Origin of the sequence: Helicobacter bizzozeronii (assembly GCF_900196775.1) — a bacterium.
GTDB classification, from domain to species: domain Bacteria; phylum Campylobacterota; class Campylobacteria; order Campylobacterales; family Helicobacteraceae; genus Helicobacter; species Helicobacter bizzozeronii.
The window spans coordinates 1-7,111 of sequence record NZ_FZLB01000025.1 but is presented as its reverse complement, the minus strand read 5'-3'; the positions used below and the strand labels follow the sequence as shown (position 1 = coordinate 7,111).

The 7,111-nt window shown below is 44.5% G+C and carries 4 protein-coding genes; all 4 read left to right on the top strand.

What is annotated here, in order from left to right:
* The first annotated feature begins 139 nt into the window (after positions 1–139).
* The 4 genes from C5684_RS03350 to C5684_RS03335 all read left to right on the top strand — a co-directional run bounded on the left by C5684_RS03350 (position 140) and on the right by C5684_RS03335 (position 6,523).
* Positions 140–1,420 carry a hypothetical protein gene (locus C5684_RS03350; protein WP_104639418.1) on the top strand — a complete coding sequence of 427 codons (1,281 nt, stop codon included), beginning with the start codon at positions 140–142 and terminating at the stop codon, positions 1,418–1,420.
* Positions 1,421–1,506: 86 nt separating this feature from the next.
* On the top strand, positions 1,507–4,053 hold the full coding sequence (locus C5684_RS03345; RefSeq protein WP_158650180.1) for an acetate and sugar kinases/Hsc70/actin family protein: 2,547 nt from the start codon (positions 1,507–1,509) through the stop codon (positions 4,051–4,053).
* Between the two features lie 11 nt (positions 4,054–4,064).
* Entirely contained in the window at positions 4,065–4,667 is a 603-nt protein-coding gene (locus C5684_RS03340; protein ID WP_104638285.1) for a hypothetical protein, read from the top strand.
* Between the two features lie 275 nt (positions 4,668–4,942).
* Positions 4,943–6,523 carry a DUF2779 domain-containing protein gene (locus tag C5684_RS03335; protein WP_104639416.1) on the top strand — a complete coding sequence of 527 codons (1,581 nt, stop codon included), beginning with the start codon at positions 4,943–4,945 and terminating at the stop codon, positions 6,521–6,523.
* Positions 6,524–7,111 lie beyond the last annotated feature (588 nt).

Sequence of the window (7,111 nt, the reverse complement as noted above, 5' to 3'; positions counted from 1 at the left end):
AAAAATAAGGGGAAGTATGAAGCACATATGTGGGGGGTCGTCGTCGACATACAAAATATATAAGAGATAGAGGTAGGGGGTGGATTATAGAAATATAATGCGTTTAATTAGCTTGTGTTAAATGTTAAGTAGGAGTGGCATGATCAAAACCGAAGATGGAAAAATGGTGGGGGGGGGGGGAGTGGTAGAGCACGCCTCTAAATATCCAAACCCCGCTGATGACACTATCTACAAGCGAGCAGTAAAGGAAAATGACCGCTACAAGGAGGGGTGCCCCACATGTGCTAACACTAATAAACGCGCTTATGACCTCAGCAACCAAATAGAGGAGGTAACCAAATCGCTAGCTTCTCTATGCCAATATCTTGGCTTAACACCCCCTGATCCCCAACTAACACCCGCAGAACAAATTAAAAGCCTTTTAGAGCAAAAGCCCAACTCTAAGCAACAAGAGGACTTGGGCGAACTTGAAAAAGGGTTGCACATCCTTGCACAAAAGTTAGAACTAAACCTAGAGGACATGGACATGGGCAAAAAGGACAAACTCACCCTCAAAAAGCTTGAAAAAATGGTTGTAGAAATACAAACAGCAGTTAAAACACTGCAAGAGCGGGTCGAAGAGCTACAAAAAGAGCTTGAAGGTCCTGAGGGCTTGAGGGAAAAATACACAAAACTAGAGGGGGAAAAAGGAGCGGTTGATAAGGAGCTAGAGGAGAAAAGGACGGAGCTAGGGGAAAGAGACGCAACAATAAAGGATTTGCAAGAAAAGGAGATACCAGACTTGCAGAGCAAACTAGGAACTGAAAAACAAAAAGCAATAGACTTGGGCAAGGAGTTGGAGGATAAAAAGAAAGAAGCAAGAGATTTAGACGGGAGGCTAACAGCCAAAGAGAAAAAGGCAACAGACTTAAGCGAGGAGCTAGCAACTTTAAAGCAAGAAAAAGCCCAGCTAACAACCAATGCACAACAAAAAGAAACAGAGCTAGGGGAGCAGATAAAAGCCCTAGAGACCCAAATGGCTACACTCAAGGGCTTTGAGACCTACCAAGAGCTTTTAAAACTTGCCCAAGAACACCCTAATTTGGGGCTTGTGGCAAATACGCCCGGGGATTTGCTCAATGAGATTTACAAAGCCCCTAAAAACCTGATGAAAAAGGTAGCCGAGAGCACCCTCAAATCCATTAAAGAGAAAAGAGCAGATGAGTCAATTTGGATGGACTATTTTGAACGCCTCTTTGTCATTTTGCAGGATTTTCTTGGTTTGCAAAGGCTGGCGATCAAAGAGGGCGATGCATACAACCCCGCAAAATGCGAGATATTGGGCAAGTCCAATAGGCAAGGTAGTGTTTGCAAGGTTCTCTTCCAAGGCTACCAAATAAAAGGTGAGACCGTGGCATATAGTTTAGTTGAAATGCAGTGATCGCGGGCGTTTTGGCGCGTGTGCGGGCGTTTTTATGTGTGCATTTGTGTGCAAAAGTTCCAACCCCCATTAAGAAAGGAAATAACATGGAAGAACAAAGAGACAAAATCAGCATTGAGGAATTAACCCTCTCTGAAAGGCATCCTTTAGCCAAAATGTTACGGAATTTAGAGAAAAAGGGCAATGAGAAAGCCAAAGAGATTTTAACTGATGTCCAAAGGAAGTTGGATGGTTTTGAGGGCAAGATAGCCACTCTGCCTGCCAAAGACCAAGAGCGTTTGTTGGCAGTGGCTAGACGCGTGCGCTATCTCAAACCTGATGACTCTTGTGTGCGATCCCCGCAATTTTTGGAATACCTGCAGGAGTTGTCGGTTTTGGTTTCTAGCAATCAAAAGCCCTTTATTCCAGCCCGCTGGATCAAAGAGTTTGAGGCCTTGTTGCAAGATAGCCAATTGCACATCAGCATGGAGGATTTACGCCCTGAGTTGCTCAAGATTGACCATGTAGCCATCGGTGTTAAACCCTATGCGCAGACTTTACTCGATGACCCCAACGAGGGGCATTGGGACCTCTACCCTAGGGAAGATGGGTTCAAGGGTAAGAAGTTGTGTTTTAAATTTGATGCGCCATTGAATGTCAGAACCCCTAAGGGGGATATTAAAACCGGAGAGGTCGCCATTGACTTTGGCACTAAACACACCATTGCGGCTTACTTAGAAGATGGCAACCCCACCTTGCTCTCCATTGGTGCAGAACAAAATCTGGGGAATTTGGGCGATCGGGAGTTTGAAAACCCCACCATTATCGAGTTTAGACACCACCAAAAGTTTTTAGAGGACTATGGCGCGCTTGAACACCGCCCCTTGACAAGACTTGCCGATCTGGGAGTTGCCCATGGGGCTTTTGAAGAGTTTAAAAAGGCTGAGGGGAATGACTTTTACCGCTTTTTTTACAAACTCAAGCAATGGGCGGGCGCAGCAGATCACAATATCCGTTTCAACGATGAACAAGGGTATGAAGTGAGCTTGAAGGGTTTTATGGATTGTGATTTTAATAATCCAGTGGAATTTTACGCCTATCTGTTAGGACGCTACATCAACAACATGAATAGGGGGGTGTATTTGAAATACTTCCTCTCTTATCCGGTCAAATACGAGGAGGAACAGGCGTTAAAAATCCGCGAGAGTTTTGAAAAGGGTTTGAGAAAATCCCTTCCTGCTGGCTTAGATGAAAATCAATTACAAGTGCGTTTGACCTTGAGCGAACCGGCTGCCTATGCGATCAGTGCGTTGCAAGAATTTGGGTTTTATGACAAAGTGGATCAAAAGGGCATTTACTATGGGATTTTTGACTTTGGGGGCGGGACAACCGATTTTGACTTTGGGATTTTTAAAGAGAGCGGCGATCCCAACCACGAATTTGATCTCTGCCCCTTCACAACCCACGATGGCATGCGTTGGCTAGGAGGCGAGAATCTATTAGAACTTCTAGCCTATGAACTCTACATTCAAGAGGATCACCTAGAGCAGATGCGCGAACACAAAATCCCCTTTGTAGCCCCCAATTACGATCCGGCGCGTTTCAGCACTGCCCTTTTAGGCGATCTCATCACCCTAGCTCCTCGTGAGGGCAGGCGTAATTTACAAGATTTGGTGAAACTTTTGCGTCCCTTTGTAGAAAACTTGAGCGCGGAGGATTTGCAAAAAGAAGATCAAGAGTTGCAAGAACAGCTACAAGAAAAAGAAATGGGCGAAAAAGGTAAAATAGAGTCAGAAATCACTTTAAAAGATACACAAGGTGAGGGTAAAGACATTAACCTAACCATCAACTATCCCCATCTGCTTGCTGTGCTAAGAAGAGAGATCGAGGATGGAGTCAAAAACTTCTTTACAAGCTTGCGACTCTTGGGCGAGAAAATAGAGGGCATGACAAAATTGCACATTTTCTTAGGGGGGAATGCGAGCCGCTCCCCCTTGCTCAAAGCCATTTTCTTAGAGCACATTGACAAGGAAAAAGAAAAATACCAAGCCTATAAAAACACCCAACTGAGCAAACGCGGGGAAGAGATGCCGGATATGGATTTTGAACTTTGGCCCCCTTTGGGCACCCCTGAGGCAGATGAAATCATCAAAAGAGAAAACCCCATGCACCCCATACACGATGGACCGATCCATTCTTCACACCGCGTAACCTGTAAAACGGGGGTGGTCTTTGGGCTTTTGGAGGGGCGTGAGCGCAACAAAGGGGGTATTCAGATTGTGCGGGAGAAAACAGCCCCTGCCTTTAAATACCACATCGGCTTTGAGCGCAGAAGGCGTTTTGAACCCAAATTGCACCGCGATCGAATCAAGATCGGGGAATGGGTGGAGTTGGATTGTTTGGGGTCTTATCAAGAGGTGGAATTCCGCTACACGGATAAAGCGAGTGCCTTTGCTGAGGAGAAGAATTTTCCAGCCAACCAAACAATAAGATGTGTGGTGAGTTTGGATCGCCCCTATCCTAACCATGTGCTTAAAATTTGCGCTCAGGATATGAGCACGCTGAAAATCGGCGTTTTCAACGATAAGGGCGAATTGGTTTGGTCAGAGAAAGTCATCCGCCTAGATGACAATAAAGCGACTCATCTCAATTAAAAAGGAGTGCCATGCGTTATGCCTATGTTTTTGTGCTGGTCGATGATCGCGTGTGTGTGCTCCAGCATCAAGATGGGAAAGTGAGAGCGTCTAATTTAGCCAACAAGGCGCGCTTTGAGGACATCTCTGAGAGTTTTTGGGAGGACTTCCAGCGGGTTTTTAACATCGATCCCAAAGGGCATAAAGACTATGCCTTTGTGTGGCTCAATAAAGCCTACAAGCATAGTATTGTGCTAAATACCCCTGATTTTAAAGATCGCCTAGAGGATAGCATTTGGAATCATAGATACATGGCAGATGTGCGCGATATCCTTGAGGGGGCTTATTCCATGCGTTTTAATTTTGAGGATTTTACAGGGTGTCAGTTATATCCCTCGCCCTCTGCAACCCTCTTATTCACCAATGCCAATTTGGAACGCCCACCAGAAGCATCCTTTGAGGATGAAAAGCCCTCAACGGGTTATCATTCATTTAGCAATGATAGCCTCAAGTCCAATCACAAAGCTATCCATGGAGAAAAACCCCAAAAGAACACACCTGTGGAGCGCACCCTCCCTACTAAAGCCTCCCTCAAGGGGGATGACAAACCTAGCAAAGATGAGGAGAATGTATAACACCAAGACCACACACTTTACCTTTTAAAGACTCTAGGCTCGCAAACCTTGCAAGAGGGGGGATAGACAAACCTACAAAAGTTTACAGGGCAGACCACCCCCGCACCAATGAGAGTGGGAACTGGAATAGAGGCACTAAGACCTGCCTGGGCAAGCCTTGTTAAGAGTGCAATCTTGCAAGCAACTAAGATGTGGGAGGTGGTAATTTGAATCTTAATATTTATCCACAAAAAGAGTAAAATCAAATTCTCAATTTCATCACCAAAGGAGAATCCATGCTCTCTAAGTCCAAGTTTGTAAAGGGTATGCAGTGCTCTAAATTGCTGTGGTTAGACAAGCACAGAAAAGAAGCATTGCAAACTAGCCCAGCGTTTTTAAAAAAAGCACAGAGTGGGCAAGAAGTGGGGCAACTCGCTCGGGATTTATTCCCCGGTGGCAAAGAGATTGTCTATAACCCAGATGATATGGTAGGCATGGCAGTGCGCACTAAAGAGCTCATCAATCAAGGTGTTAAAATCATCTATGAAGCCACCTTTGAGTATCAGGGAATCTTGGTGATGGTGGATATTTTAGAGATTGAGGGCAATCGTGTGGTGTTAAACGAGGTGAAAAGCTCTACAAACATCTATAGGGACAGCAAGGCGCAACATCCCAAAGAGGAATATCTGTGGGATTTGGGGATACAATATTATGTCTTAGCGGGTTTGGGTTATAAAGTTGAGGGGGCGTATTTGATCTGCCTAGATAAAACTTACATGAGAGAGGGCGCGCTGGATTTAAAAGGTTTGTTCTTAAAAAACGACTTTTTAGAGTTTGTCAAGAACTTCCAAAGCGCAATCTCTGCGCATTTGGCAGGCATGAATCAAGTCCTAGCAAGCCAACAAGAACCCAAAGTCTCCATTGGCAAGCATTGCAACGCCCCCCATGAATGCTCGGCTAAGCCCTATTGCTGGGAAGAACAGCAGGGGCTTGTAGGGCATAAGCATATCTTTGCTCTTGCAAGACATGGATTTAGCAATAAGATTATGAAATTGTATCAAGACAGAAAAATTTTTTTTAAAGATTTAGAAGAGGAGGACATCCAATCTCTCACCCGCAGCCAAAGAATGCAGGTCGAACACACCAAGACAAACACGCCACACATAGAGAAAGACGCGATCCAAGAGTTTTTGGCAACTCTTAAATATCCCCTCTACCATTTGGATTTTGAAACCTATCAGCCTGCCATCCCTCCATTTGATGGGGTGAGACCTTACATGCAAATCCCTTTCCAATATTCGATTCATATTGAGCATGAGGATGGGCGCATAGAGCACAAAGAGTTTTTAGCCGAGTGTGGCACAGATGGGCGTTTGGAATTAGCCCAAAGGCTTGTAAAAGATATTCCTAGTGATGCTTGTGTGTTAGCCTACAGCTCTGGTTTTGAACAAAGCATACTTAAAGGACTAGCGGATCTGTTTGCCACTAATGCGGGTTTTGCGATAGATAAATTGCAGGATTTAGTCGATTTTTCTAATAAACAGCTCCCCCAAATAGTCAAGGTTCTATTGCAAATCAGAAGCAATATAATAGATTTAATGACCCCATTCCAGCACGGAGATTACTACGATCCCAAAATGGGTGGAAGTTATTCGATCAAAAGCGTTTTACCCGCTTTAGTGCCCGACTTTGAAAAGGCTTATAAAGATTTGGAGCTGGTGCATAATGGCGAGGAAGCGATGCGGGCTTATACTCAAATGCCTAATATGTCTAAAGAGGAGCAAGAAAAAACCAAAAAAGCCCTTTTGGAATATTGCAAGCTAGACACTTTGGCGATGGTGGAGGTGTTGGGGGTGTTAAAAAGAGCCGTGGAATAAAAGCGGTTTTGATGAGGGGGTCGCTTAAGCTAAAATAGGTTTTGCGTTTATGCCATGCCACCCTTTGTAAAGGGCTATACCCCATATCTGCGCCAGTGTTTTTGCAAAAATCCCATCCCTCTTTAGTGGATGGGGGTTCATCGTTTCTATTTAACTTTTAAATTTACCAACCACGCCGTAAAGCCCCTAGCTTTAGCTATGGGGATATAAGGCTAGCACCAGCATGGCTGTGCTAATATTTGTGTTGCAATCAAGGGGTAATACCCTTGGGGTTGGGGCATCAACCTTTGGAATAGGGAATGTAAGACTCCAAACGGAGCTGTCCTGCTTGAAGCCGCGATCTCCACTAAAGNNCCCTCAAGAGGGCTTTTGAAATGGGCATTGGTTTTTGGTTTGGAGTGTCTGTATTGTAGGCAATCTATCTTGGGGGAGCAAAAACAAAGATAACCTTTATCCAAATAAGTTACAAAATACGCGTTTGTGTGTGCGTAATGCATTTTCTTATCGCCAATAAATCTACTTCTTATCAAAAAATCGCTAGAATACCCTTTTCATTTTCTAAAAAGGACATCTATGTTTGATTCTACT